This window comes from Kribbella sp. NPDC005582, assembly GCF_040605415.1.
Taxonomy (GTDB): Bacteria; Actinomycetota; Actinomycetes; order Propionibacteriales; family Kribbellaceae; genus Kribbella.
In genome coordinates this window covers 685,157-708,369 of the sequence record NZ_JBEXCU010000001.1, presented here as the reverse complement: position 1 = coordinate 708,369, position 23,213 = coordinate 685,157, and the positions used below count along the sequence as shown (strand labels likewise).

General features: G+C 68.2%; 21 protein-coding genes. 11 read left to right on the top strand and 10 right to left on the bottom strand.

Annotated elements, in window-relative coordinates; genetic code table 11:
- Positions 1–4: 4 nt before the first annotated feature.
- Positions 5–3,508, top strand: coding sequence for a discoidin domain-containing protein (locus ABZS29_RS03480; protein WP_355458149.1), 3,504 nt, complete (start codon positions 5–7; stop codon positions 3,506–3,508).
- A 187-nt stretch (positions 3,509–3,695) separates the two neighbouring features.
- Here the strand turns inward: ABZS29_RS03480 and proS are convergent, their stop codons facing one another.
- From proS to ABZS29_RS03430, 10 genes are all read right to left on the bottom strand, one after another.
- Positions 3,696–5,108, bottom strand: coding sequence for a proline--tRNA ligase (gene proS / locus ABZS29_RS03475; RefSeq protein ID WP_355458148.1), 1,413 nt, complete (start codon positions 5,106–5,108; stop codon positions 3,696–3,698).
- A 45-nt stretch (positions 5,109–5,153) separates the two neighbouring features.
- On the bottom strand, positions 5,154–6,068 hold the full coding sequence (locus tag ABZS29_RS03470) for a TAXI family TRAP transporter solute-binding subunit (protein ID WP_355458147.1): 915 nt from the start codon (positions 6,066–6,068) through the stop codon (positions 5,154–5,156).
- Positions 6,069–6,112: 44 nt separating this feature from the next.
- Positions 6,113–7,462, bottom strand: a complete 1,350-nt coding sequence (locus tag ABZS29_RS03465) for a HAMP domain-containing sensor histidine kinase (RefSeq protein ID WP_355458145.1) — start codon at positions 7,460–7,462, stop codon at positions 6,113–6,115.
- Entirely contained in the window at positions 7,459–8,112 is a 654-nt protein-coding gene (locus tag ABZS29_RS03460; RefSeq protein ID WP_355458143.1) for a response regulator transcription factor, read from the bottom strand. The genes ABZS29_RS03465 and ABZS29_RS03460 overlap by 4 nt, the downstream gene beginning before the upstream one ends.
- A 4-nt stretch (positions 8,113–8,116) precedes the next feature.
- Positions 8,117–9,430, bottom strand: a complete 1,314-nt coding sequence (locus tag ABZS29_RS03455) for an MFS transporter (RefSeq protein WP_355458142.1) — start codon at positions 9,428–9,430, stop codon at positions 8,117–8,119.
- A 90-nt stretch (positions 9,431–9,520) separates the two neighbouring features.
- Positions 9,521–11,737, bottom strand: coding sequence for an NADP-dependent isocitrate dehydrogenase (locus ABZS29_RS03450; RefSeq protein WP_355458140.1), 2,217 nt, complete (start codon positions 11,735–11,737; stop codon positions 9,521–9,523).
- Between the two features lie 52 nt (positions 11,738–11,789).
- Positions 11,790–12,461 (bottom strand): pentapeptide repeat-containing protein, encoded by a 672-nt coding sequence (locus tag ABZS29_RS03445; RefSeq protein ID WP_355458138.1) that lies wholly within the window; start codon positions 12,459–12,461, stop codon positions 11,790–11,792.
- Positions 12,462–12,636: 175 nt separating this feature from the next.
- Complete coding sequence (locus tag ABZS29_RS03440; protein ID WP_355458136.1) at positions 12,637–13,479, bottom strand: ROK family protein; 843 nt, start codon at positions 13,477–13,479, stop codon at positions 12,637–12,639.
- A gap of 50 nt (positions 13,480–13,529) precedes the next feature.
- A complete protein-coding gene (locus ABZS29_RS03435) occupies positions 13,530–14,255 on the bottom strand; it encodes a hypothetical protein (protein ID WP_355458134.1) in 726 nt (241 codons plus the stop codon).
- Positions 14,252–14,785, bottom strand: coding sequence for a SigE family RNA polymerase sigma factor (locus ABZS29_RS03430; RefSeq protein ID WP_355458132.1), 534 nt, complete (start codon positions 14,783–14,785; stop codon positions 14,252–14,254). The genes ABZS29_RS03435 and ABZS29_RS03430 overlap by 4 nt, the downstream gene beginning before the upstream one ends.
- 74 nt (positions 14,786–14,859) lie before the next feature.
- Between ABZS29_RS03430 and ABZS29_RS03425 the strand changes: the two genes are divergently transcribed.
- From ABZS29_RS03425 to ABZS29_RS03380, 10 genes are all read left to right on the top strand, one after another.
- Entirely contained in the window at positions 14,860–15,693 is an 834-nt protein-coding gene (locus tag ABZS29_RS03425; RefSeq protein ID WP_355458130.1) for an alpha/beta hydrolase, read from the top strand.
- Between the two features lie 62 nt (positions 15,694–15,755).
- The gene (locus ABZS29_RS03420; protein ID WP_355458128.1) at positions 15,756–16,277 is read left to right on the top strand and encodes a hypothetical protein; all 522 of its coding nucleotides are present in this window, start codon (positions 15,756–15,758) and stop codon (positions 16,275–16,277) included.
- Between the two features lie 54 nt (positions 16,278–16,331).
- The gene (locus ABZS29_RS03415; protein WP_355458126.1) at positions 16,332–17,021 is read left to right on the top strand and encodes a YcnI family protein; all 690 of its coding nucleotides are present in this window, start codon (positions 16,332–16,334) and stop codon (positions 17,019–17,021) included.
- A 2-nt stretch (positions 17,022–17,023) separates the two neighbouring features.
- A complete protein-coding gene (locus ABZS29_RS03410; RefSeq protein WP_355458124.1) occupies positions 17,024–17,533 on the top strand; it encodes a copper resistance CopC family protein in 510 nt (169 codons plus the stop codon).
- Entirely contained in the window at positions 17,530–18,552 is a 1,023-nt protein-coding gene (locus tag ABZS29_RS03405; RefSeq protein WP_355458122.1) for a CopD family protein, read from the top strand. Before ABZS29_RS03410 ends, ABZS29_RS03405 begins: the two co-directional genes overlap by 4 nt.
- Positions 18,553–18,598: 46 nt before the next feature.
- A complete protein-coding gene (locus tag ABZS29_RS03400; protein WP_355458120.1) occupies positions 18,599–19,102 on the top strand; it encodes a MarR family winged helix-turn-helix transcriptional regulator in 504 nt (167 codons plus the stop codon).
- Between the two features lie 81 nt (positions 19,103–19,183).
- Positions 19,184–19,753, top strand: coding sequence for an NAD(P)H-dependent oxidoreductase (locus ABZS29_RS03395; RefSeq protein ID WP_355458119.1), 570 nt, complete (start codon positions 19,184–19,186; stop codon positions 19,751–19,753).
- A gap of 186 nt (positions 19,754–19,939) precedes the next feature.
- Positions 19,940–21,472: an ABC transporter substrate-binding protein gene (locus ABZS29_RS03390; protein WP_355458117.1), complete on the top strand. Its 1,533-nt coding sequence runs from the start codon at positions 19,940–19,942 to the stop codon at positions 21,470–21,472.
- Positions 21,473–22,411, top strand: a complete 939-nt coding sequence (locus ABZS29_RS03385; RefSeq protein ID WP_355458115.1) for an ABC transporter permease — start codon at positions 21,473–21,475, stop codon at positions 22,409–22,411. It abuts the gene before it with no gap.
- Positions 22,408–23,211 (top strand): ABC transporter permease subunit, encoded by an 804-nt coding sequence (locus ABZS29_RS03380; RefSeq protein ID WP_355458113.1) that lies wholly within the window; start codon positions 22,408–22,410, stop codon positions 23,209–23,211. Before ABZS29_RS03385 ends, ABZS29_RS03380 begins: the two co-directional genes overlap by 4 nt.
- Positions 23,212–23,213 lie beyond the last annotated feature (2 nt).

Genomic DNA, 23,213 nt, shown 5'->3' with positions numbered 1-23,213 from the left:
TCTCGTGGATCCGTTGTCCCGTCGTACGTTCCTGGCCGCGAGCGGTGGGCTGTTGGCGAGCGTGACACTGCCGGTCGCCGCCTCCGAAGCGGCGGCTGCGCCGAAGATCGACCTGGCCCGCTACCGCCCGGTGCGGGCGTCCTCGACCGCGTACGCCGCCACGCCGCCGCAGTTCGCGGTCGACGGGCTGGCGGTCCCGGGCGTCCGGGGCTCGGGCTGGCGGGCGGCAGGCAACGATCCGCAGTGGCTGGTGGTGGACTTGCAGGCGAAGTGCCGGGTGGAGTCCGTGCGCCTGACCTTCGAGGCGACCTCGACCGACCCCGCCTTCGACTTCTCCGGCGGCAACCCGTACGGGAACACGACCGGTCAGGAGCTGCTCTCGAGCTCGCCGTTGGACTTCCGCGTCGACACGTCGACCGACGGTTCCACGTGGCGAACGGTGCACCAGGCGAGCGGCAGCGCCGGCGGCATCGTCGACGTCACCCTCGACAGCCCGGTCACCGCGCAGTACGTCCGGCTGACCGCGAGCCGCCAGGCGAACACGAACGCCCTTGGCCTCAACGGCTTCCAGGTCTACGGTACGACGACCTCCGCCCGACCGCCCGCAACCGGCTGGACCGACTGGGGTCGGCACGCCGACCAGCCGCCGGCGTTGACCAAGGCCGCCGACGGCACCTTCCCGATCGAGTCCGGCTGGACGCTGACCATGGACGCCTTCGCCGGTACGGCGGATGGCGCCGTACTCGCGCAGTCCGGTCAGGACACGTCGACCTGGCTGCCCGCGGTCGTCCCGGGCACTGTGCTCGGGGCGCTGGTGGAGGAAGGGCATTTCCCGGATCCGGTCGAGGGGATGAACAACCTCGAGATCCCGGAGGCACTCAGTCGGCATGCCTGGTGGTACCACCGGAAGTTCGACCGCCCGACCGGCTCGGGGACGCGCGCCTGGCTTGAGTTCGACGGGATCAACCACCAGGCGGATGTCTGGCTGAACGGCGTCTCGGTCGGCACGGTGAAGCATCCGTTCGCCCGCGCAGCCTTCGAGGTGACGGCCGTACTGAAGGCGAAGAACGCGCTCGCCGTGAAGATCAGCCCGATGCCGCACCCTGGCTCGGCCGGTGACAAGGGTGCTGCAGGTCAAGCGTTCGTCCAGGCGGCGACGTTGTACCTCGACTCGCCGACACTGCTCGCCGCGTCCGGCTGGGACTGGATGCCTGCGGTTCGCGACCGCGCCGCCGGGATCTGGAACCACGTCCGCCTGCGCTTCACGGGCGACGCCGTACTGGGTGACGCGCGGGTGGTGACGAAGGTGCCGCGCGCCGACCAGGCCACTGTCACGATCAGTGTGCCGGTCCGGAACGCCGCCGGCAGCGCCAGAACCGTTGTGGTGAAGGCTTCCTTCGACGGACACACGGTGAGCAAGACGGTGACGCTGGAAGCCGGCGCGCGTGCGAACGTCGCCTTCGACACCGTCACGATCGACAACCCGAAGCTCTGGTGGCCCAACGGGTACGGCGATCCCGCGCTGCACGCGCTCACGGTCACCGCGAGCATCGGCAGCACCACGAGCGACAGCCGCACCACCACCTTCGGCATCCGCGAGTTCGGCTACGACTACGAGATCCCGATCAAGATCGACCCGGCGACGAACAGCGCCCTGCAGACCGTCAACATCGCCCAGCAGACCGCGCGCTACCTGAAGATCCAAGGCCGCCGGCGCGCGACCGGCTGGGGCTATTCGCTGTGGACACTGGCGATCAAGGACAGCACCGACCCGTCGGTCGACCTCGCCCGATCCGGTACGGCGACCGCCTCGTCCGACGACGGGAGCCCAGCCCAGAACGCGATCGACGGCAACAACGGCAGTCGCTGGTCCTCGGCGTACAGCGATGACCAGTGGATCCAGGTCGACCTCGGTACGCCGAAGAGTTTCGACCGGATCGAGTTGTTGTGGGAGACGGCGTACGCGTCGTTGTTCGAGGTCCAGGTGTCGGACGACGGCAACGAGTGGCGCACGGTGCAGGAGGTCGACAACGCGCCGGTACCGCTGAAGATCAGCGTGAATGGCGTCCGGATCTTCTGCCGCGGCGGCAACTGGGGCTGGGACGAACTGCTGCGCCGGATGCCCGAAGAGAAGATGCGCGCGGTGATCGGCATGCACCGCGACATGAACTTCACGATGATCCGCAACTGGATCGGCTCCAGCACGCGGGAGGAGTTCTACCAGGCCTGCGACGAGAACGGCATCCTGGTCTGGAACGACTTCTGGGAGGCTGGTCCGTTCACCGACAACCTGCCCGGGTACGTCGAGATCGCCCGCGACACGATCGTCCGGTACCGGACGCATCCGTGCATCGTGATCTGGTGCGGTGCGAACGAGCAGCACCCGCCGGCCGCGATCGACGCCGGGATCGCCGCGGCGGTGCGCGAGGAGGACGACGAGATCCTCTACCTGCCCGACTCGGCGGCCGGGTTCGTCTCCGGGCACGGGCCGTACTACTGGGTCGACCCGGTCAAGTACTTCGACGCGAACACCTACGACACCTTCAACTTCGGCTTCCACACCGAGATCGGGATGCCGACGATCCCGGTCGTGGAGAGCATGCGCAACCTGGTCGGCTCCGAGGATCCAGGCTGGCCGATCGGTACGCCGTGGTACCACCACGACTGGTCGACGCACGGCAACCAGCACCCGGAGACGTACCTCGGCGCGATCGACGAGCGGCTCGGAGCGTCGAGTGGGCTGGAGGAGTTCACCCGCAAGGCGCAGTTCGTGAACTACGAGAACATGCGGGCGATGTTCGAGGCCTGGAACGCGCATCTGTGGACCGACGCGTCGGCGCTGCTGCTGTGGATGTCGCACCCAGCATGGCACTCGACCGTGTGGCAGACCTACGACTACGACCTCGACGTGAACGGCAGCTACTACGGTGCGCGCAAGGGCTGCGAGGCGATCCACGTCCAGGCGAACCAGACCGACTGGACGACGGTCGTCCTCAACCACACCATCACCCCGTTGACCGCCACGGTGACCGCCGAGCTCTACGACCTGAACGGCGTACGGCTCGGGTCCCAGCAGCAGGCTCTGACCGTTGCCGCCAGCAACAAGGCGGACGGCTTCAAGGTGCCGTTCGGCGCGGAACTCCCGGCGCTGCACCTGCTCCGGCTCAAGCTGACTGATGCCGCTGGCAAAGTTCTGTCCGAGAACACGTACTGGCGCTACCGCAAGCCTGCCGACGTCCAGCGTCTCAACGCGCTACCCGCCGCGAAACTCGACGTACGGTCCACTGCCGGTCGCGGCAAGCTCACCGCCACCATCCGCAACACCGGCAAGACGGTAGCGGCGCTCACCCGCCTCTCCCTCCGCGACCGCGCCGGCAACCGCGTCCTCCCCGCGACGTACACCGACAACTACTTCTGGCTCCTCCCCGGCGAAACCCGCACGATCACCGTCACCACCCCAACCCCAACCTCCGCCCTCAAGCTCACCGCCACCCCCTACAACACCTGACCCACCTCGCACCCTCCTCCGCCCCGACCCGCACCCGCACCCGCGCCTCGCCCGAGCGCATTTGAACGGATATCCCCTCAATGTGCTGGTTCTCCCCTCAAATTTGGGGGGAGAAGGGTGCAATTCCGGGGATATCCGCTCAAATTGCGCGAGGGGAGGCGAGGGGAGGCGGGGTGGCGGGGGTGGGTTAGTAGGAGCGGGCTACGAACGCGGTCAAGCCGCGTTCGTTGTCTGCTGCCGGCAGGGTGCCGTCGGGGCGTTGAAGGCAGCGGACGGTGATGCCGGCGGTCGCCAGCCGGTCCTCGCCTTCCTCGCCGACGGCGTCGTACGGGAGGGTGGCCCAGCCGGTGGCGGCTGCTTCGACCGCCTCGTCGACGGTGCTGACCGCTGTGGTGCGCGCGGCGTGGCGAGCGGTCGCTTCGTCCAGCAGCCAAGTCTGGTCGGCGGACAAAGCCTCCGTCACGGTGGTGACCACGTCGGCCATTCCCACGGCCGACTTGGCTGACGCGCGGAGACGTCGTACGACGGTGGCGACGCCCGCGGCGAGGTCGCGCGGACCGATCTCGACGCGGAGCGGGACACCCTTGAGCTCCCAGTTGACCGCACGACGGCCGAAGGGCTGATCCGTGCGGTTGTCCAGGTGTACCCGAACACCGGCCGCCCGAAGTTCGTCGGCGAGCTGACCGGCGGCCGGCAGCGTCTCGTCCTTGACGGCCAGTACGACGACCTGGATCGGCGCGGCCTGCGGCGGAACGCGGAGTCCCGCGTCGTCACCGTGCACCATGATCAGCCCACCGAGCATCCGGGTCGAGCTGCCCCATGACGTCGTCCACGCCAGTTCGCGTTTGCCTTCGCGAGACAGATAGCCGATGTCGAAGGCGCGAGCGAAGTTCTGCCCGAGCTCGTGGGACGTGCCCATCTGCAACGCCTTGCCATCACCCATCATCGCCTCGAGCGCGATCGTGTTCACCGCACCCGCGAACCGCTCCCGCCGCGTCTTGCAGCCGACCACGACCGGAATCGCGAGTGTGTTCTCGACGACCTCGCGGTAGACCTCGACGGCGATCCGGGTCGCGTACGCGCGAGCCTCGGCGGCCGACGCATGTGCCGTATGCCCTTCCTGCCAAAGGAATTCGGTCGTCCGAAGGAAGGTCCTCGGGCGCAGCTCCCAGCGGACCACGTTCGCCCACTGGTTCAGCAGCAGCGGCAGATCGCGGTAGCTCTGGATCCACTTCGCCATCGACTCACCGATGATGGTCTCCGAGGTCGGCCGGATCACCGCGGGCTCCTCGAGTTGCTTGCCGCCGGCATGCGTGACGACCGCGAGCTCGGGGCTGAACCCCTCGACGTGCTCGGCCTCCCGCTGCAGATAGCTCTCCGGAATCAGCAACGGGAAGTAGGCGTTCTCCGCGCCCGCCGCCTTGATTCGCCGGTCCATCGCCGCCTGCAACAGCTCCCAGATCCCGTACGCATACGGTCGGATGACCATGGTCCCCCGCACCGGCCCGTTGTCGGCGAGCTCGGCTTTGGCAATCACGTCCTGGTACCACCGGGGAAAGTCCGTCGCCTGCGCCGCAAGCACGGATCGGGTCGCTGTCATGTCCGCCAGTGTAGGAACGCTTCTCCGTCCACGGCCACGCATTTGCTAGCCGTAGAGGTGCTGGTACTCCGCGGCTGCGCCGGCGTGCAGGGGGATCGGTGTGGTGACGACCAGGGACTGCAGATTCAGGTACTGCGCTCCGACGGCGGACGGTGGGACCAGGAGACGAGCCTGGCGGACCAGGGTGGTGGTGATCTCGCGGGCGACCGCGTTGGGGAGGTCTGGGCGGCAGAGCAGGAAGTTGGGAATGCCCAGTACGGCGACCGCGCCGGGTGCACGGTAGACGCCGGCCGGGACGAGGACGTCTTGGTAGACGGCACCAAAGGTACGGCGGAGTGGGGCGAGCCAGTCGCCGAGCGGCAGCAGGCGGATCGGGGTACTGCGACTGAGCTTGTCCAACGTGGTGGTCGGGACCCCGCCGGACCAGAACATCGCCGCAACTTCCTTGCCTGCAAGGGCGGTGGCGGCCTTCTCCAGCGGGAGGTGGTCCTGCGTGCAGTCGACTCGGGCTGCGGTGAGCAGGCGCGCGGCGGTGACGGCTGCTCCGGATCCCGCGGCGCCGGCGGAGATCGTCGTACCAGCTAGGTCGTGCAGGGACTTGTAAGGGCTGTCCGCGCGGACCACGCACTGCAGATAGTTCTCGTAGACGCGGCCGAGCGCGCGGATGGTCGGTCCCGAGGTGATGGCGTCCGCGAGGCTGAGAGCCAGATCGGTGTCCCGCGAGGCGAGCAGCCGGAGGTTGTCCGTGCTGCCGCCGGTCTTCCGGACCACCACCTCCCGAGCCACGCCGGCCACTCGCAGCTGAATCGCCAGCAACTGAGCGAACTCCAGGTAGAACCCACCAACCTCCCCAGCCGCAATCGTCAGCCGATCCACCGCCGGCCCCCGACCGCAGGAAGCGAGGGGGAGGGCCGCGGCGCCCAGCAGGACCATCCGCCGACTCACCCCCGCCCGACTCACGCCCCGCTCGCTCGGGGCTTCCATCCTCCCCACAACGTCCGACGTCAACATGGTGCCTCCGGCAACTGAATGGTGGCGGTGAGGCCGTGCGGGTCGGTGGCCGACAACTCGAGCCGACCGCCGATGGCCAGGGCAGTTTGTTCGGCGATCGCCAGGCCGAGGCCGGTGCCGACCGTCCTGCTAGGGCCGCGCCAGAAGCGTTGGGTGGCGAGCGCCAGCTCCGACGACGGAATGCCGGGACCGTCGTCGGCGATCTGCACGACAATGCCGTCGGCGCCCCGCAAAGACGAGACGGTGACAGTAGCGCCCGCGCCGGCGTACTTGATGGCATTGTCGAGCAGAACTCCGACCAGCTGGCCGAGGTCATGTTCGTCGACGGCGGCCACCAGCCCGGAAACAGCGTGCAGTTCTAGGGTGATGTCACCAGCCGTCGGTTGCCAGGCGTCGATCTCGTCCTGCAACACCGCCTCGACCAGGCAAGTCGCGGTGCTCGTGTCGGCCCGCCCATCAGTGATCCGGCTCTCGATCGCGGCCAACTTCAGCAACCCCGCCAGCACGTTCTCCAACCGCTCCAGATCGTGCTGCACATGCGCCAGCCCAGCGATCCCGGGGGCCAGAGCGTCCACCCGCAGCCGCAAGGACGCCAACGGATTCCGCAGCTGATGGGACGAGTCGGCAACCATCTGACGCTGTACGTCGATCGACCGCTGAACCGTCGCTCCCATCACCTCCACCGACCGCGCCAACCGCCGCAGCTCAGGCGGTCCACTCGCCTGCAGCGGCTGGTTCCACCCACCCGACCGGCCGAGCTCGACCACCGCGTCCTCCAGCTGACCCACCGGCCGAATCACCCAGCGAGCAGCCTTCGACGCCATGAACAGCAACAACAACTGTGCAGCCACGGCCGCCGCACAGATGACAGCCCAAGACCGCCGTACGTCGCTCAGAGCGGACCGCGCGTCGACCGCCAGCACCACCGCCCCCGCGTGCTCCTGCGGCGAACCGACCGGGGCCGCGATGAGGGTTCGGGACGAGGACCAGGGCCGCAGCGTGTCAATGGTGAGCTGCGGCAGATCCCGGGCCGCCAGCTCCGCAACAGCTCCCACACCAGGCGATGCCATCGTCAACCCGCCCGTCGATACCACGACATGTCCGGAAGCATCGGTGACCAGGACACCCTCGTCGTACAGCTCCTGGTGACGTTCAGCCTCCAGCAGGATTCCGCTGTAGTCGGCCCGCCCAGCCAACCCGGCGAAGCGATTCAGCGCAGTACTCCGGGTGAGCTGCAACTGCTGGGTGCGAGTGTCGGAAACCGAGTCCAGGAAGGGAATCACCAGCGCCGCGAGCAGCACGAACGAGACGACCGCCAGCACGCCCATCAGCCGCGCCCTCATGCTTCGAGCCGATACCCGAAGCGCCGGATCGTGGTGATCACCGGCCGGCCGAGCTTCCCGCGCAACTGGTGCAGATGGACGTCGAGCGCCTTCGACTTGGTGACGAACGCATCACCCCAGACCTCGTCCTGGATCAGTTCGCGGCTGACCGCCGTACCGGCTCGGCGGGCGAGGGCGGCCAGGATGTCGAACTCGATCGGCGTCAGGTGCAACACCGTCCCGTCGACGGTCACCTCCCGCAGTCCGAAGTCGATCCGCAGCCCACCCGCCTCGTACGTCGTACCGTCCGGAGCAGACCGGCGGTACCGGCGGGACGAGGCCTCGATTCGCGCGAGGAGCTCGGCCAGCCGGACCGGCTTGGTCAGATAGTCGTCGGCGCCGAGCCGCAACGCGAGCACGACCGAACGCTCGTCGTCGCGGGCGGTCAGCACGATCACGACCACGTCGTCGACCCGGCGGAGCTTGCGGAGCACCTCGAGACCGTCGATATCCGGCAGGCCCAGGTCGAGCAAAATGACCTGGGCCTCCGCGTGCCGGAGCAGAACGTCCTCGCCGCGGCCGACCAGCGTGACCTCGTGACCGTTGGCGCTCAGCACATCCCGCAGTGAACGACCGAGCGTCTCGTCGTCCTCGGCGATGAGTGTGCGCATTGGGTCATTGTGCCGTTGGTGTCCGCGGCCGGCCCACCGGGCGCGCGCTCGAGTGCTGGGCCTTCATCCGGCCGCGGGTCTCGGTCATGGTCAGGTAGACGATCAGGCTGACCAGCGCACAGCCGCTGACGTAGTAGTAGAACGACGACTCGTGCCCGGCGTCCTTGAGCCACAGCGCGACGTACTCCGCCGTACCGCCGAAAATCGCGACGGTGACGCCGTACGGCATGCCGACGCCGAGCGCGCGGATCGCCGTCGGGAACAGCTCGGCCTTCACGATCGCGTTGATCGAGGTGTACCCGCTGACGATGACGAGTCCGGCGAGCATCAGCAGGAACGCGGTCACCGGTGTCGCATCCTCGAGGGCGGTGAGGATGGGCACGGTGAGCAGCGTCGCGCCGGCGCCGAAGAAGATGAGCAGCGGCCGGCGACCGATCTTGTCCGAGAGCATCCCGCCGACCGGTTGCAGCAGCACGAAGAGCAGCAGGGCAAGGAAGTTGATCCAGGTGACCTGCGACTTCTCCAGCCCGGTCGTGTTCACCATGAACTTCTGCAGGTACGTCGTGAACGTGTAGAACGCGACCGTGCCACCGAGGGTCAGCCCGACGACCGTGAGCACCGCGCGCGGGTGCTTGGCCAGCTCCCGCAGCGAACCCTGCTTGAACGCGCGGTTCTTCGGCTGGGCCTCGAACTCGGCCGACTCGTCCATCGTCCGCCGCAACCAGAACACGATCACCGCGGCCACGGCGCCGATCACGAACGGGATCCGCCAGCCCCAGCTGGCCAGGTCCTGCTTGGACAGCGTCTGCTGCAGCGCGATCTGTACGGCGAGCGCCACCAGCTGACCCGACGCCAGCGTGACGTACTGGAAGCTGGAGAAGAACCCGCGCCGGCTGTCGGTCGCGACCTCGGACATGTACGTCGCCGAGGTGCCGTACTCACCGCCGACCGACAGGCCCTGCAGCAACCGTGCTGTCACCAGCAGCACCGGTGCGGCAGTACCGATGGTCGCGAAACCCGGCGTACAGGCGATCACCAGGGAGCCGGTTGCCATCAGCGTGACCGACAAGGTCAGAGCGGCGCGGCGGCCGTGCCGATCGGCGTACCGGCCGAGCAGGAAGCTGCCGACCGGCCGCATCAGGAACCCGACGGCGAAGACGCCCGCGGTGTTCAGCAGCTGGCTGGTCGCGTCGCCCTTGGGGAAGAACACCGGGGCGAAGTAGAGCGCGAACGCCGTGTAGACGTACCAGTCGTACCACTCGACCAGATTGCCCATCGAGCCTTTGAAGATATTGCTGACGACCCGTCGTGAATCCACGATGCCTCCTCGAACATGAAGTTGCCGCCACTCTCCGGGCAACGGAAAGTGGCGGCAACAGCACTCAAGGCATCCTTAACTCGCCTTAATTTAGAGCGAGGCGAGCGCGTCGTTCCAGGTCTTCGACGGGCGCATGATCGCGGCCGCCTTGGCCGGGTCGGGCTGGTAGTAGCCGCCGAGGTCGGCCGGCGAGCCCTGGACGGCGATCAGCTCGTCGACGATCGTCTGCTCGTTCGCGGCCAGCGTCTCGGCCAGCTTGGTGAACAGGGCGGCGAGCTCGGTGTCGTCGGTCTGCTGGGCCAGCTCCTGCGCCCAGTACAGCGACAGGTAGAAGTGGCTGCCGCGGTTGTCGATGCCGCCGACGCGACGGGTCGGCGACTTGTCCTCGTTCAGGAAGGTCGCGGTGGCCCGGTCCAGGGTGTCGGCGAGGATCTGCGCCTTGGCGTTACCGGTGGCCTGGGCCAGGTGCTCGAAGCTCGCGGCCAGCGCGAAGAACTCGCCCAGGCTGTCCCAGCGCAGGTAGTTCTCCTTGACCAGCTGCTGCACGTGCTTCGGCGCCGAACCGCCCGCGCCGGTCTCGAACAGACCGCCGCCGGCCATCAGCGGGACGACCGACAGCATCTTCGCGCTGGTGCCCAGCTCGAGGATCGGGAACAGGTCGGTCAGGTAGTCGCGCAGCACGTTGCCGGTCACCGAGATGGTGTTCTCGCCGCGACGGATCCGGTCCAGCGACAGCTTGATCGCGTCCACCGGCGCCAGGATTTTCAGGTCCAGGCCCTCGGTGTCGTGCTCGGTCAGGTACTTGGTGACCTTCGCGATGATCTGCGCGTCGTGGGCGCGGGTCTCGTCCAGCCAGAACACCGCCGGGTCGCCGGTCGCCCGGGCCCGCGTGACGGCCAGCTTGACCCAGTCGCGGATCGGGTCGTCCTTGGTCTGGCAGGCGCGGAAGATGTCACCCGGCTCGACATCCTGCTCCAGTACGACGTCTCCGGCGCCGTCGACGAGGCGGACGACGCCCGCGGCCGCGACCTCGAAGGTCTTGTCGTGCGAGCCGTACTCCTCGGCCTTCTGGGCCATCAGGCCGACGTTCGGCACCGAGCCCATGGTGGCCGGGTCGAAGGCGCCGTGCTCACGGCAGTCGTCCAGGACGACCTGGTAGATCCCGGCGTAGCTGCTGTCCGGCAGGACGGCCAGCGTGTCGGCCTCGGCGCCGTCCGGGCCCCACATGTGGCCCGAGCTGCGGATCATGGCCGGCATCGAGGCGTCCACGATCACGTCGGACGGCACGTGCAGGTTGGTGATGCCCTTGTCCGAGTCGACCATCGCGAGCTTCGGCCCGGCGGCGAGCTCGGCGTCGAAGGACGCCTTGATCGCGTCGCCCTCGGGCAGCTTCGCCAGTCCGGCGAGGATGCCGCCGAGACCGTCGTTCGGCGTCAGACCGGCCTTGGCCAGCGTCTCGCCGTACTGGGCGAAGGTGTTCGGGAAGAAGGCGCGGACCGCGTGACCGAAGACGATCGGGTCGGAGACCTTCATCATCGTCGCCTTCAGGTGCAGCGAGAACAGGACGTCGTCCGCCTTCGCCTGGGCGACCTTCGCGGTCAGGAACTCGCGCAGCGCGGCCACGTGCATGACGGAGGAGTCGACGATCTCGCCGGCCAGCACCGGAACGCTCTCGCGCAGGACGGTCGTCGTCCCGTCGGCGGCGACGTGCTCGATCCGCAGGGTGCCGGCGGCCTCGATCACGGTCGACTTCTCGGTCGAGCGGAAGTCGTTCTCACCCATGGTGGCGACGTTGGTCTTGGAGTCCGAGCTCCAGGCGCCCATCCGGTGCGGGTGCGCCTTGGCGTAGTTCTTCACCGAGGCGGGCGCACGGCGGTCCGAGTTGCCCTCGCGCAGCACCGGGTTGACCGCGGAGCCCTTGACCTTGTCGTAGCGCGCCTGGATCTCGCGCTCCTCGTCGGTCTTCGGCTCGTCCGGGTAGTCCGGCAGCGCGTAGCCCTGGGCCTGCAGTTCGGCGACGGCGGCCTTCAGCTGGGGGATCGAGGCGGAGACGTTCGGCAGCTTGATGATGTTGGCTTCCGGCGTCTTGGCCAGTTCACCGAGCTCGGCCAGCGCGTCCGCGATCCGCTGGTCCTCCTTCAGGTACTCCGGAAAGAGGGCGATGATCCGGCCCGCGAGCGAGATGTCGCGGGTCTCGACCCCGACACCGGCCTGCCCGGCGTACGCCTGGATCACGGGAAGGAACGAGTACGTCGCCAGTGCGGGCGCCTCGTCGGTGTGGGTGTAGATGATCGTCGAGTCAGTCACAGCCCCCACCTTAATGGGCCCCTGGTCCCGGCCTGCCCGCACGTGGGCAGGCTCACTCCACGTCGTCGGGGTGGGCGAGTGTGATTCCGGCGGCCATGGTGACCGCGCTGGTGAAGGTCAAGGTGTCGATCGGGGACGAGGCGGCCACCGTGGCACCGGTCAGGGCGGCGAGCCCCTTGGTCCCGTCCCAGGTGCAGTCCACGAACAACGCTCCCGCCGCCTTGACCTGGGAGAACTCCGCGCCGCTCAGATCGCACCGCCGGAAGACCGCCCCAGACAGGTCGGCTCCGACGAAGTCCGCGCTCAGCAACCGGCAGTCGGTGAACTCCACCTTCTGGAACTTCGCGAACCGGAACGACGCGTAGTCCAGCAGAGTGTCCCGCACGGTCGTGTGCTGCAGGCTCATCCCCGGTCCCGCGAACCCGGTCACCCGCGAGGAGACGATCGCCACCCGCGTCACGGCCGCATCCGGCCACCGCGCGTTCGCGACGTCACAGTGCAGCAGCTCGCTGTCGACCAGGCTCAGCTTCTCCAGATCCGACCCCGCCAGCTTGCTCCGGGTCAGCCGGCAGCCGCCGATCTCCAGATGCTCGGCCTCCAGATCACTCAGGTCGATGTCCTCCAGCCCCAGATCCAGCAACCGCGTCTCGTCCTCGATCTCCGCAGGCAGAACCGAGTCCAACTGAGCACGCAGCCGAGGCACAGCAATCTTCCGAGCAGCCATGCGAGAAACCTAACCGCCCCCGCCGACAACCGGATCCGCCTTTGATGGGTTGACCCACGAGGTTGCGGGTTCTGTACTCGCAGGCGGGTGCAGAACCCACAAGCTGATGGGTGAACCCATCAGATGGCGGTTGGTGGGGGCGGCGGTCGCCGGGCGCTTCCGGTGGGGACGTGGGTCAGGGGGTGCGGAGGGAGTGGGCGGCGGCGCCGATGATCGCGGAGTGCTCGGTGTCGGCGGTGGCGACGACGTCGAAGTCGAACACGTCGTGGACCAGGTCGAAGGCGCCGGAGATCGAGCCGCCGAGGACCGTGCGGGTCACCTGGAAGCGGTCGATCCAGGGCCGCAGCGCATCAGCCAGTACGGCGAAGCCCGCGCGAAGAGACTCGGACGCCGCCTGCTCGCCGGCGCGGGCGCGGTCCGCGATCTCCTTGACGCCGATTCCGGGCTCGGCGGATCCGGTGCGGGCGAAATAGCGCTGGAGCAGGGCTCGGCCGGAGATCGAGTCCTCGAGCGGGCGGCCGTCGTACTGGGTCAGGTAGAGCTCGCCGCCGGGCGGGACGTCGCCGCCTTCGCGGACCACCTTGCCGTCGGCGAGGAACGCCGTACCGATGCCGGTGCCGACGGTGACCCCGGCGCAGCGCTCGACGCCGCGGGTCAGGCCGGCGGTCCACTCACCGACGGCGAAGGCCTCCGCGTCGTTGACGAAGACGAGCCGGTCCAGCCCGAGCTCGGTCCGCAGGGCCGCGCCGAGCTCGAAGCCGTAGAGCGCGTCGAACTTGGTCTGCCCCTGGTACCAGCCGACCCCGGTGGTGTAGTCGAACGGCCCCGGTATCGCGATTGCCAGCCCGGTGACGCAGGGCAGCTTGCGAGCCGCTGCCGCTAGCTGCGCGACCACCGCCTCGGCCGCCTGCTGCGAGGCCAGGTCGACCCGCTCCACCACCTCGACCCGCCACCCGTCCGGCGCTACCACCGCCGCGGTGACGTGACTTCCTCCGACCTCCAGAACCGGCACATGCATGCCGCCATCATCCCTGAGATCGGATCACCGACATCGGATCTCTGCCGCGATCACCACGTGCCGGCGATGACCCGGAGTCCGGAAGCTGTGAAGGTGGTCACCGACACCGACGGGCGGTAACCCGGCCACGGCGCGTTCTCGACGGTTCGGTAGAGGTAGTACGTCCCGCCGATCGTGGCGGTGCTCGGGTCCGACGGCGCGCTGAACTCATAGCTCGCGGCGTCCTGCTTGGTGGGGTTCAGGAAGGTCACCACCTTGACGACGACCGTCGCGTCGGGCTGGTACACCCGGCCGTACACCGAGGTCACACTGGTCTTCGCGTCCACCCTGCTCTTGCGGACCAGGATGCCGTTGCGCTGGCCCAGCGGCAGATCACCGGACGGCGGATCCGGCTGGGTGACGCAGTAGGCGACCCGATCCGGGTCATTCGGATCACGCCGCAGGGAGGCCGAGCCGTAGTCGTCGGTCAGATTCACGATCGCCGGCCAGGTCCAGGAGTCCTTGCCCAGCCGGCGTCCGTTCGAGGTGTCGCACTGCTTGTACGCGTCCTGCGACCGCCCCGGCAGGCCGGCCACCGGCGCCTCGTCCTCGGGCAGGAACAGGCCGACCCCAGCGGTCAGTACGACGAGAGCCGTCAGCACGGTGGCGGCGACCCCGAGGTTGCGGACCCGGTTGCGCCGCCGGCCGGCGGCGAGGATCGCGGCCGGGTCGGGGGCGAAGTAGTGGTCGGACCGGTCGCTCTCCTGGTCCATCAGGGCCTTGAGCTCTCGGGTCATGTCAGCCTCCCCGCCCCGGCGAGTTCGGAGAAGTGGGCCAATGCGGGATTCTCGCGCAGCTTCTCCAACGCACGCAGGGTCTGGCTCTTGACCGTTCCGGGACGGCAGTCGAGGGCCAGGGCGGTCTCTTCGACGGACAGTTCGTCGAAGTACCGCAGGACGACACACGCGCGCTGACGAGCCGGAAGGGTGGCGAGGGCCTGGGTGATCACGAGCCGGTTCTCCAGGACTCCGAGAGGATCGGAACTGTCCTGCTCAGCGGTGAAGTAGGTGTCACCGCCGACCACCTCCTGACTCGACTTCCGACGCAGCCCGTCCATGGTGGTCGAGACGACCACCTTCCGGGCGTACGCACTGACACTGCCCTTGCGCTGGATCCGGCTCCAGATCCGGTACAACCTGATCAGCGCCTCCTGGGTCGCGTCCTCGGCCCGTCGCCAGTCTCCGCACAGCAGGTAAGAGGTCCGGCACAGAGCGTTAGCTTGGTGGCGCACGAAGTCGACATAGTCCTGTTCGTCGGAACTTTTCACGCGTCCTCCACCCCTCCCCGCACCAAACGTGCCGCCCCCCGGCTTCGGTTGCACGATGCGGCACACTTTCTTTCGTGGCTGAACTCATGGTCGACGGCGTGCGGGTCACCTACCACGTCCACGGCACCGGACCTGTCTGTATTGCCCATTCGGGCGGACCTGGCATCCACTGGCCCTACCTGCGGATGCCGTACCTCGAGGACCGGCTGACGATGGTCTACCTCGAACCGGTCGGTACCGGGAGCTCCGATCTGCTGCCGGGCGGCGACTACTCGATGGAGGTCTACGCCTCCTTCGTCGCGAAGCTGGCCGAGCACCTGGGGGAGTCCGAGGTCTTCCTGGTCGGGCACTCGCACGGCGGATTCGTCGCGCTGCAGACCGCGCTGGACTTCCCCGAGCGGCTGCGCGGGGTGATCGTCTACGACTCGATGGCGTACAACGGGCCGGAGCTCGGCGCCCAGGCCTTCGCCAACATCGAGAAGTACGTCGCCTCCCGGCCGGCCGGGGACGCGCTCGCCACTCAGGTGCTGGACGCGTGGAACGCCTCGCCGGAGAGCCACGACGAGCAACTCGACGTGCTCGGCCGGCTGTTGCCGGTCTACTTCAAGGATTTCGAGGCGATCGATCCGCAGCTCACCGAGTGGAAGAAGCTCGTCGACATCACCATCGATCCGAACCGCCAGAGCGACCAATGGGACATTCGCCCACGGCTCGCGGAGATCGCCGTACCGACGTTGGTGATCGTGGGCGTCGCCGACTTCATCTGCCCGCCCAACTCGGCGCAGGAGCTGGCCGACGGGATCCCGGGCGCGGAGCTGGTGGTACTGCAGGAGAGCGGTCACTTCGGTCACGTCGAGGAGCCCGAGGTCTTTCGCGACGCGGTTGTGCGGTTCGTCGACACCCACTGAGGAACCGCTCCCCGAGCTGCGATCGTAGAGTTGATGCGATGACTCGGTGAGGGGACGGACACGTGCGCGCGCAAGCCGGTACGACGTCCGCGGTAGCGGCGCTCAGCGTCGTCGTCGCGGTAGCCGGTCACGTGCTTGCGGGTGGCGGTCCGGTCCCGGCGGTCGTGGTTGCGCCGTTGCTGGCGTTGACGGGTGTCTGCTGGTTGCTCGGTGAGTACCTGGCGGACGAGCCGGTGCTGGTGGCCGTCGTACTGGGTGCGGTGCAGCTGTTGGTGCACGTGACTCTGGATTCGGCCCACCACTCGATGGCGATGCCGATGGCGATGGGCGGCAGCGTGGTGATGACGCTGACGCATCTGACCGCCCTGGGCGTCGGGGTGCTGGCGGTTGCCCGCGCGCAGGAGTGGGGCCGGCGGGTGATCGGGATCCTGGCGCGGTTGTGGCCGGTGCTGCCGGTCGTCACGGTGGTTCGGCCGCAGAGCGCCGTACTGGTGGCTGTGTGGCCGACGCAGCCGGTACGGCGGTGGGTCGGGTCGAACGTTTCGCGGCGGGGACCGCCCGGGGTGGATCCAGTGCCGCTCTGACCGGCCGCGTCGTCGCGGTCGGGTTCATCCCGTGTGACCGCGAAAGGTTTCCCCATGTCCAAGAAGCTCTTCCTCCGGGCCGGCGCGATCGCCGCCGCATCCACGCTGGTCCTGGCCAGTGCGGCCGGGTCCGCGTCGGCGCACGTCACGGTGTCGTCGCCCGATGCCAAGCCCGGTGGGTACGCGAAGCTCGTCTTCCGGGTGCCGACCGAATCCGACGACACCTCCACCACCAAACTCGTCGTCTCGCTGCCCAAGGACCACCCGTTCGCCCATGTCGGTGCGCAGGTCAAGGAGGGCTGGAAGGTCGAGAAGACCACCGAGAAGCTCGCCGCTCCGGTGAAGGTCGGCGACGTCACGCTGTCCGAGGCGATCACCACGGTCACCTGGACGGCGCTGAAGGGTGGGATTCCGGCGAACGACTTCGACGAGTTCGCGCTGTCCGTAGGACGGCTGCCGGAGAAGGTGGACGCGCTCAGCTTTCCGGCGATCCAGACCTACAGCGATGGTGAGGTGGTCAAGTGGGATGCGCCTCGGACGGAAGGCGCCGACGAGCCCGAGCATCCGGCCCCGACGCTGAAGCTCGCCGCCGCGATCACTCCGGTTGCCGCGAGTACTCCTGAGAAGGAAAGTTCGTCGGATCCGTTGGCTCGCGGTCTCGGTGGAGCCGGCCTGCTGCTCGGGTTGATCGGGCTCGGCCTCGGTCTGCGCCCGCGCAAGGCTGCCGAGAAGGTGCAGTCGTAATCGTGCGTCGTCTTGTTGCTGTTCTGATGGCGGCGCTGCTGGCCCTGGCGTTCTCCGCCGGGCCGGCGGCGGCGCACGCCAAACTCGAGTCGATGACGCCGGCCGACGGTTCCTCGATGCCCGCCCCGCCCACCAAGGTCGTGCTCACCTTCAACGAGCCGGTCGGCAGCAACGGCACCCAGATCCAAGTGAAGTCCCCGGCGGGCGTGAACGTTGCCACCGGCAATCCCCAGGTCATCGACAACACCGTCACCCAACCGGTCGGCGCGATGATCGAAACCGGCCGCTACCAAGTCGAAGCCCGCGTGGTCTCCGCCGACGGTCACCCCATCACCATCGCCGCCGCCTTTACCATCACCCACGCCGGCCACGCCCCCGACGCACCCGCGGTGGACCCCACCGCCCCACCCCCCAACAACTCCAACACAGTCACAGTCGTGGCGATGTGCCTGGTCATGCTGGTGGTCGTAGCCCTGGCCATCGTCATAGTCCGCCGCCGCCCAGCCCAATGAGCAAGAACGAGAAAGATCCGCAGGTGGCGGGGAGCGAGGCGCACGCGCGATCGCGTGGCGCTCGCCTGTTGGTGGTCGGCGGCGGGATCGCGGCTGTTGTGGTGATGGTGGTCGCGTTGGTGGCTGCCGGCGGAGCACCGGAACGCGCTCCTGACGGTTTGCTCGGAGCTGGATTGCCTTTGTCCTGGGCGGTTCCTGGGTTTCGGTTGGTGGCTGATGGGGCGGCGATCTGGGTTGCCGGCGCTGCACTGACCGGCGCATGGTTGCTTCCAGCAACGGCTTTGAAGGTTTGTCAGGATGCGGCGATCGTGGCCGGCGTATGGGCCGTTGCGAGCATTGGCGGTCTGGTCGCGTCGGCGGTCGTGATTCTCGGGATTCCGCTGTCGCATCTCGGAGAGCATGCCGCGATCGCCGGTGGGCTGACTCAGGTGCGGGCATTGGCCGTCGTCGTCGCACTGACCGCCGTACTGGCTGTTGTGCTCAGTGGAGTCCGCACTGTCCGTGGTGCCCGAGTTGCCTTGGGGTTGACCGCGGTCGCGCTGATTCCACCGTTGCTCACCGGCCACGGCGCGATCGAACGCACGAGCATCTGGTCGGTCACCGCCACCGCCTCACTCGTCCTGCACGTGTTCGCGGCGACCGCCTGGATCGGCGGACTGGCCGGCGTACTGCGGTATGCCCGCGACCGAGCCGCGGTCGAGCGCTTCAGCACCCTCGCCTTGGGCTGCGCGATCGCGATCGGCAGCACCGGCCTGCTCACCGCCGAGATCCACCTCGGCGGTCGCGCCGACGGCTGGGCCCTGATCACCCAATGGGTAACCACCGGGTACGGCGCTCTGGTGTTCGCGAAGGCGGTCGCGTTCGCGGCACTCGTCTACATCGGCTGGCGGCACCGGCGCTCGACGTTGCCCAGGCTCTCGACCGGAAACCCAGCCGCCTTCCGCCGCCTGGCGGCGACCGAGCTGATCCTGATGGCCGCCACCGTCGGCCTCGCCGTGGCACTCTCCCGAACGCCATAACGCGCGTACTCGGTGATATGTCAACAGATGTCCGTACACTGGGTGGATGACGGAACCACGCTGGCTGGACGCGCGCGAGGCGCATCTGTGGCAGGCGTACCGTGACACCCAGCGTGAGCTGACCCGGGTCCTCGAAGGCCGGCTGATCAGCAACTCCGGTCTGTCCGGGGCGGACTACGCCCTTCTGCACCCCCTCTCGAGCGCGGAGGGCGGCGTACTGCGGACGCGCGATCTCGGCCGTTCGGTCGGGTGGGAGCGGAGCCGGTTGTCGCACCAGGTCAGCCGGATGGAGAAGCGCGGGCTGGTCTGCCGTGAGGAATGCGCCGCGGATGCGCGCGGCTCGATGGTCCGGCTGACCGAGCTCGGCCGGAAAGCGATCGAGGCGGCCGCGCCGGACCACGTCGCGGCGGTTCGGACCTACTTCTTCGACCACCTGAGCATCGACGAGCAGAAACAACTCACCGTCCTGCTCGACCGCGTGCTGAGCGGGATCCCCACCCCGGCCTTCCCGGCCGCGGAGTGCGACGACCCCGCCGTCGACTGTACCTGAAAACCATCCTTGGGTTGACATGTCATCCCAACCGGGTATTTTGGTGACGTATCACCAAACTTTCTCTCGTGAAGGAATCTCATGCCCAAGATCGCGATCATCCTCGGCAGCACCCGACCGGGCCGGAACGGCGAAGCCGTCGCCCACTGGGTGCTGGACCGCGCCAAGCAGCGCAGTGACGCCGAGTTCGAGCTGGTCGACATCGCCGAGTACCAGCTGCCGCACCTGGACGAGGCGATGCCGCCGTCGATGGGGCAGTACACCCAGCCGCACACGCTGGCCTGGGCCGAGAAGATCGCGTCGTTCGACGGCTTCGTCTTCGTCACGCCGGAGTACAACCACTCCACCTCGGGCGCGCTCAAGAACGCCATCGACTTCCTCTTCGCGGAATGGAACGACAAGGCGGCCGGCTTCGTCAGCTACGGCGCTGTCGGCGGCGCCCGCGCGGTCGAGCACCTGCGTCTGGTGATGGCCGAGCTCAAGGTCGCCACGGTTCGCGCGCAGGTCACGCTCGCGCTGGCCACCGACTTCGAGAACTACTCGAAGTTCACCCCGCTCCCGCACCAGGAGCCGGCCCTCGATGCCACCCTCGACCAGGTGATCAGCTGGTCCAACGCCCTCGCCACCGTCCGCGAGCCTGCCGCAGCTTGAGGTGAACTGCGCTAGGTGGTGATTTTTCGTCGTGTGGCGCCGAAAAATCACCGCCTAGTGCGGATGGGGAGGAGTGGACACGCCGTTACGGAGAGCAGTCGGCGGGGGCGGCGGAAAGAATGAGGGCGTCCCGTTCAGATGCGCGCTGAATTGACAATCGTTTTCACTAACGTGAGGATGGTGCGCGTGTCCGATGCGCTGAATCGACGAAGTTTTCTAGGGCTCGCCGGTGCGCTGGGGGTGGCGGCGGTGAGTGGTTGTGGTGGCGGCAGTACGGCGTCGTCGCAGCCCAAGGCTGGTGGCCGGCTACGCGCCGTGTACGCCGGCGGCGGGGCGAAGGAGGTGCTCGACCCGCATGTCCAGAGCCTGTTCGTGGACATCGCCCGGCACAAGGCGATCTACGAGAAGCTCGTCGAGCTCGGTCCCGATCTGAAGCCGGTACCGCGGCTCGCGGAGAAGTGGGAGCACGACGGCAAGGCGCTGACCTGGCGGTTCTCGTTGCGGGAGGCAACGTTCCATGACGGCAGCAAGCTGACCGCCGAGGATGTGCTCTACAGCCTCGCCAGGATCGCGGATCCCGCCGTACCGGATCGGGTGGCGCAGTCGTCGCTCGCGACGCTCGACCTGCGCCGGTGCAAGGCGGTCGACCCGCGGACGGTCGAGCTCGTGCTCGCCGCGCCGAATGCTGAGTTTCCGGCGTTGCTGGCTGGGATCGGTACGCAGATCGTGCGGGACGGGTTCAAGGATCCGACCGAGCCGGTTGGCACCGGTGCGTTCAAGTTCGTCTCGTTCGAGGCAGGGCGATCAATGGTCGCCAGCCGGTACGACGACTACTGGGACGGCGCCGCGCGGATCGAGGAACTGCACGTGCTGTCGGCCGATGCCGAAGCACGGGCGAACGCGGTCCAGGGCGGACAAGCGGAGTACGCGAACGACATGACCGCGACCTTCGCGCGGACCGCCGAGGCGGGGAAGTCGGTGCGGATCGTGGCCGCGAAGGCGAGCACGATGCAAGCGTTCGTGATGAAGGTCGACCAGGCGCCGTTCGACAACCCCGATGTCCGGCTGGCGTTCAAGCTGCTGGCTGATCGGCAGCGGCTGGTTGACGTCGTACTGGCCGGGCGCGGCACGGTGGGAAACGACCTGTTCGGCAAGGGATTCCAGTACTACCCGGACGCGCTGCCGCAGCGGGAGCGGGATGTCGCCGAGGCCAAGGCGCTGCTGAAGAAGGCCGGCCTGGTCAACAAGGAGATCGAGATCTTCACCGCCGATGCGTCGGCCGGGTTCGTCGAGGCGGCGACGTTGTTCGCCGAGCAGGTGGCGGAGGCCGGAGTCAAGCTGAAGGTGACCACCGGCAGCCCGCAGACCTACGCGAAGGACCTGCTCACGAAGGGTGCCATCGGCAACCACCGGTCGGGCGCGATGCCGATCCCGCAGTACGTGGTTGACCGGCTGCTGTCGAAGTCGCCGTTCAACGTGACGCACTGGCGCAAGCCGGCCTTCGACGCGGCGTTCGCGGCGGCGCAGGTGCAGACCGACGAAGCGGCCCGATCGGCCAAGTACGGCGAGCTTCAGCGGACCCTGCACGACGAGGGCGGAATACTGGCCTGGGGTCTCCCGGACTACCTGGTCGCAGTCTCGCCGAAGGTCCAGGGGGTGCAGGCGGTGCCGCCGAACACCGTGGACTTCGGCCGGTTCGACAAGGTGTGGCTGGCCTGAATGCGGTCGTACGCCGCTGGACGGGCCGCACTCGCCGTCCTCCAGCTCGCGGTGCTGTCCGTGCTGGTCTTCGTGCTCACCTCGTTGCTACCGGGGGACGCGGCGGACCTGCGATTCACCGAGACGCTCTCACCTGAGCAGGTCGCGCGCTTGCGCGAGCAGCTCGGGCTGGACCAACCTGCACTGGAACGCTTCCTGCACTGGTTCGGTGGCGTGCTGACCGGCGACCTCGGTACGTCGCTCATCAGCGGCGGGCCGGTGAGCGCGATCGTGCGGGACTCGGTCGGGGCGACGCTGGTGTTGACCTTGGCGACGCTCGCCGTGGTGATCCCGCTGGCCGTCGCCCTGGGCATCTTGATGGGGACGCGGGAGAACGGCCGGATCGATCGAGCGATCACCTCGGTGACACTGGCGCTGAGTGCGATCCCGGACTTCGTGATCGCCGTTGTGTTGGTTGCGGTCTTCTCGCTCAAGCTGGGTTGGCTGCCGGCGACGTGGATCGGCAGTTCGCTGCTCAGCTCGCCGGTGCTGCTGGTTCTTCCGGTGTCCGTGCTGTTGGGACGGACCGTTTGCCTGTTGTCGCGGCAAGTTCGCGCCGGCACGATCACGGCGCTGAACGCGGACTACGTCGTACAGGCTCGTCGGCTCGGGGTGCCGCGGGCGCGGTTGCTGTTGCGGCACGTGCTGCCGAATGCCGCCGTACCGGGGGTGCAGGAGCTCGCGCGGACGGGTGACACGCTGCTCGGGGGAGTGCTGGTGGTCGAGGCGATCTTCGCCATTCCCGGCTTCGCCACCGCGCTGGTGGATGGGGTCGAGACCCGCGACATCCCCACCGTCCAGGGCCTCACGCTCGTCCTGGCCGTCGCGGCCTTGCTGATCAACCTGGCGGCCGACCTCGTCTGCAACCGCCTGGTCCCGAGAACCGAGCTCCTCCGATGAGAGCGCGACGGTGGTTGCCGGTGGCGATCCCGGCGGTGCTCGTCCTCGTGCCCCTCCTGGTAGCGATCGTCGGGCCCATGATCTCGCGTCGAACCACGCCGGGGCTGCCGTATTCCGGTGCGGGCGTGCTGGGGACCGACGGGTTGGGGCGGGACGTTCTCGGGTTGTTGCTGGTTGGTGGGCGAACGGCGCTCGGGATGGCGTTCGGCGCGGTGCTGATCGCTTATGCGGTCGGCGGGCTGATCGGCTTGGTGGCCGCGTCGACCCGGCATCGCTGGCTCGATGAGCTGCTGATCCGGCCACTCGACGTACTGCTGCCGTTGCCGTCCCTGCTGGTGATCAGCGTGGTCGCCGTCGGTTGGCAGGCGTCGGCGCCGGCGATCACACTGGCCGTTGCCATGGTCAACGTCCCGACCGTCGCCCGCCTGGTGCGTGCAGCCGCACTGGACGCCGCGAGCTCGCCAGTGGTCGAGGCGCTCCGGATGCAGCGCGAGTCTTGGGCGACCATCCAGCTCGGGTACGTCGGCCGTGCGGTCATCGGGCCGGTCGCAGCCGACCTCGGTACCCGCATCACGCTGGCTGTCTTCCTGGTCGCCTCGGTCAACTTTCTCGGTCTCGGCTTGAGCCCCACCGCTTCGGACTGGGCTGTCAGCGTCTCCCGGAACCGCGAAGGACTCCTCCTGCAACCCTGGTCAGTACTTGCTCCCGCGATCTTGCTGGTCTCCTTCACTCTCGGCTTCAACCTGCTGGCCGACCGCCTCGTCCACCACACCCGCCGCCTGGCGGTGGGTCGCGTATGAGC

Excerpts from the sequence above, each read along its gene's own strand:
- proS (WP_355458148.1), bottom strand. The coding sequence starts at position 5,108 with ATGACAGCGACCCGATCCGTGCTTGCGGCGCAGGCGACGGACTTTCCC.
- ABZS29_RS03465 (WP_355458145.1), bottom strand. The coding sequence starts at position 7,462 with ATGAGGGCGCGGCTGATGGGCGTGCTGGCGGTCGTCTCGTTCGTGCTG.
- ABZS29_RS03460 (WP_355458143.1), bottom strand. The coding sequence starts at position 8,112 with ATGCGCACACTCATCGCCGAGGACGACGAGACGCTCGGTCGTTCACTG.
- ABZS29_RS03445 (WP_355458138.1), bottom strand. The coding sequence starts at position 12,461 with ATGGCTGCTCGGAAGATTGCTGTGCCTCGGCTGCGTGCTCAGTTGGAC.
- ABZS29_RS03440 (WP_355458136.1), bottom strand. The coding sequence starts at position 13,479 with ATGCATGTGCCGGTTCTGGAGGTCGGAGGAAGTCACGTCACCGCGGCG.
- ABZS29_RS03435 (WP_355458134.1), bottom strand. The coding sequence starts at position 14,255 with ATGACCCGAGAGCTCAAGGCCCTGATGGACCAGGAGAGCGACCGGTCC.
- ABZS29_RS03415 (WP_355458126.1), top strand. The coding sequence starts at position 16,332 with ATGTCCAAGAAGCTCTTCCTCCGGGCCGGCGCGATCGCCGCCGCATCC.
- ABZS29_RS03405 (WP_355458122.1), top strand. The coding sequence starts at position 17,530 with ATGAGCAAGAACGAGAAAGATCCGCAGGTGGCGGGGAGCGAGGCGCAC.
- ABZS29_RS03400 (WP_355458120.1), top strand. The coding sequence starts at position 18,599 with ATGACGGAACCACGCTGGCTGGACGCGCGCGAGGCGCATCTGTGGCAG.
- ABZS29_RS03395 (WP_355458119.1), top strand. The coding sequence starts at position 19,184 with ATGCCCAAGATCGCGATCATCCTCGGCAGCACCCGACCGGGCCGGAAC.
- ABZS29_RS03385 (WP_355458115.1), top strand. The coding sequence starts at position 21,473 with ATGCGGTCGTACGCCGCTGGACGGGCCGCACTCGCCGTCCTCCAGCTC.
- ABZS29_RS03380 (WP_355458113.1), top strand. The coding sequence starts at position 22,408 with ATGAGAGCGCGACGGTGGTTGCCGGTGGCGATCCCGGCGGTGCTCGTC.